The organism is Nonomuraea sp. NPDC049784, from assembly GCF_040659615.1.
In the GTDB taxonomy this organism is placed as follows: Bacteria; Actinomycetota; Actinomycetes; order Streptosporangiales; family Streptosporangiaceae; genus Nonomuraea.
The window spans coordinates 1-2,947 of sequence record NZ_JBFAMX010000922.1 but is presented as its reverse complement, the minus strand read 5'-3'; the positions used below and the strand labels follow the sequence as shown (position 1 = coordinate 2,947).

Annotated in this window: 4 protein-coding genes; 3 read left to right on the top strand and 1 reads right to left on the bottom strand. The window is 72.3% G+C overall.

What is annotated here, in order from left to right; genetic code table 11:
• The 3 genes from AB0J09_RS61070 to dapD all read left to right on the top strand — a co-directional run.
• Positions 1–994: LysR substrate-binding domain-containing protein (locus AB0J09_RS61070; protein ID WP_360713177.1), on the top strand; the 994-nt coding region annotated here is incomplete at its 5' end.
• Positions 918–1,340 (top strand): pyridoxamine 5'-phosphate oxidase family protein, encoded by a 423-nt coding sequence (locus AB0J09_RS61065; protein WP_360713175.1) that lies wholly within the window; start codon positions 918–920, stop codon positions 1,338–1,340. The genes AB0J09_RS61070 and AB0J09_RS61065, both read left to right, overlap by 77 nt.
• 65 nt (positions 1,341–1,405) lie before the next feature.
• Complete coding sequence (gene dapD, locus AB0J09_RS61060) at positions 1,406–2,377, top strand: 2,3,4,5-tetrahydropyridine-2,6-dicarboxylate N-succinyltransferase (protein WP_360713173.1); 972 nt, start codon at positions 1,406–1,408, stop codon at positions 2,375–2,377.
• Between the two features lie 272 nt (positions 2,378–2,649).
• Here dapD and AB0J09_RS61055 read toward each other — a convergent pair.
• Positions 2,650–2,947, bottom strand: a 298-nt coding sequence (locus AB0J09_RS61055; protein ID WP_360713171.1) for a pyruvate kinase alpha/beta domain-containing protein, incomplete at its 5' end; no start/stop codon positions are given.

The window sequence follows — 2,947 nt, the reverse complement described above, 5'->3', positions numbered from 1 at the left end:
CGCGGTGGCCGCCGCCGCGGTGCGCACGCAGCGGGCCGGGCGCGCCGAACCCCGGCTGGTCGTGGCGCTGAAGGCCGGCGGCGACGGTGGCCTGCTGCCGGAGATCCTCGCCGCCTACCGCGCCCATCCCGACGCCGTGGAAGTGGAGCTGGTGCTGTGCGCGGTGACGGAGCGGGCGCGGATGCTGCGTGACGGCACGGCCGACGTGGCGTTCCTGCACAGCCCGTACGAGGATCTGACGGGGTTCGACAGCGAGCCGCTCCGGATCGAGGGCAGCGTGGCGATCCTGCCTCCCGGGCATCGCCTGGCGGGGCGATCCTTCGTGCGCCTGGCCGACCTGGAGGACGACCCGGCGCCCTGCTGGCCTGGCCAGCAGCCCGGCATCCGTGATGCCGCCGTGTTGATGCAGCTGGTGGCGTTGGGCCGGTTGATCGCGGTGGCGCCGGAGTCGGTGGCGGAGCACCTGCGGCGCGACCTGGTGGCCGTGCCGGTGCTCGACGGCGCGCCGACGACCGTGGTGCTGGCCTGGCCGGAGGGGACGCGGTCGCGGGCGCTCGGGGCATTCGTCCACACGGCGACGACCATCGCGACACGCCACCCCAACGCCCGAGCCACCGTCTCAGCCCCACACCCCACCGCCGCCACCATCTCGGCCCAGCACTCCGCTGCCGGCGCCGTCCCGACGTTCGCGACCGCCGCCGTGGGGCCGCTTTCCGCGCCGCTGGACGGGCAGCCGCCTTCCGCCGCCTCGGACGCGGAGGTGCCTTCCGCGGCCCTGGACGCGCGGCCACCTTCCGCCGCATGCGAGACGGGTTCGCCGCCTTCACAAGGTCGCAAAAGCCGTGGTGAGGAGCTTTCGGGATCGCTCCCACCGGGAATAGCCGTCTCAAGATCGATGCAGACGGGGGTGGGGCGGGATGCCGTTGAGCGTGGCGGCGCGGGAGGCGTTCCTGGCAGAGCCGCACATCGCGAGCCTGGCCGTGGAGGCGGGTGACGGGCGGGCGCCCCTGACCGTGCCCGTCTGGTACTCCTACGTCCTGGGCGGCGATATCCGGTTCCTGACGGACGGGGACTCGCGCAAGGCCCAGCTGATCGCGAAGGCCGGCAGGTTCTCGATGCTGGTGCAGCGGGTCAGCCCGACATATCGCTATGTGTCCGTTGAAGGCCCCGTCATATCTTCCGAGCCCACGACGCTGGAGGACCTGACCCGCATCGCCTCCCGCTACCTACCGCCCGACGCGGTGGAGGGCTACGTGCAGGGCTCGGACCTCCATGTGCTCATGACGTTCAGGATGCGGCCGGAACGCTGGCTCTCCGCCGACCTGGGCGCTCTCGGCTGACCCGGGACACCCTCCCGCGGACCTGCGCGCTGCCCGCTGACCTGTGAAACGGTATTTTTGGGCCCGTGACTGCTATCGATCCCACCTCGACCGGCGCGTTCGGCGTCGGACTTGCGACCATCGCCGCCGACGGCACCGTACTCGACACCTGGTTCCCCGCCCCCGAGCTGGGCGACGCGCCTGCGACGGGCACCGAGCGGCTCTCCGCCGGCGAGGCCCCCGAGCTGGCCGAGCTGACGGAGCTCGCGGGTCCCGACGCGGCGCGGGGCGTGGAGGTGGTGGCGGTGCGCACCGGCATCGCCAAGCTCTCCGAGGCGCCCGTGGACGCCCACGACGTCTACCTGCGACTGCATTTGATCTCCGCGCGCCTGGTCAAGCCGCACGGAGTGAACCTCGACGGCATCTTCGGCCTGCTCGCCAACGTCGTGTGGACCAACTTCGGCCCGTGCCCGGTGCCCGGCTTCGAGCAGACGCGCCTGCGCCTGCGGACCAGGGGCGCGGTGACGGTGTACGGGGTGGACAAGTTCCCGCGGATGGTGGACTACGTGCTGCCTTCCGGCGTGCGGATCGCCGACGCCGACCGGGTGCGCCTCGGCGCCCACCTGGCCAGCGGCACGACGGTCATGCACGAGGGCTTCGTGAACTTCAACGCCGGCACGCTGGGCGCCTCCATGGTCGAGGGCCGCATCTCGGCCGGCGTGGTGGTCGGCGACGGCTCCGACGTGGGCGGCGGCGCCTCGATCATGGGCACGCTGTCGGGTGGCGGCAAGCAGGTCATCTCGATCGGCGAGCGCTGCCTGCTGGGCGCCAACGCGGGGATCGGCATCTCGCTGGGCGACGACTGCGTGGTTGAGGCGGGGCTGTATGTGACGGCGGGCACGAAGGTCGCCCTCCCGGACGGCACGGTGGTGAAGGCGGCCGAGCTGTCCGGCTCGAACGGGATCCTCCTGCGCCGCAACTCGCAGTCCGGCGCGGTGGAGGCGGTCCCCCGCACGGGCAACGGCATCGAACTCAACGCCGCTCTGCACTCCAACTGACACGCTGCCACGCGGGCGGCGGCCGTCGTCACCAACGCCGCCCGTACACCCCGCCCGTCGACGTACCGGCCCGCTCCAAGCCACGGAGACGGCCCACGGCGCGCCGATGCGGCGGCGCGCCGGTGAGGCGGGTGAGCGTCTCCCTGGAGGGCCCTCAGCCACGGTCGGCGGGTGGTGCCCACCGTGCGCAGCCGTAAAGGAACTGAAGCGTCTCCCTAAAGCACGACTCGCCGCGCGCAGCCGCAAAAACCCCTAAAAGCCCTTAATAGAGATCAGTGGGCGTGGGAGACCGCGGAGCCGATGGTGTGGACGCGGAGTGCGTTGGTGGAGCCCGGGGTGCCGGGAGGGGAGCCGGCCACGATGACCACCTTGTCGCCCTTCTCCAGCCGCCCGGACGACAGCAGCGACGCCTCCACCTGCCGCACCATGTCGTCCGTGTGGTGCACGAACGGCACGTGGAACGTCTCCACCCCCCACGTCAGCGACAGCTGCCCCCGCACGTGAGGCGACGACGTGAACGCCAGCAGCGGGATCGGTGAGCGGTAGCGGGCCAGGCGGCGCGCCGTCTCG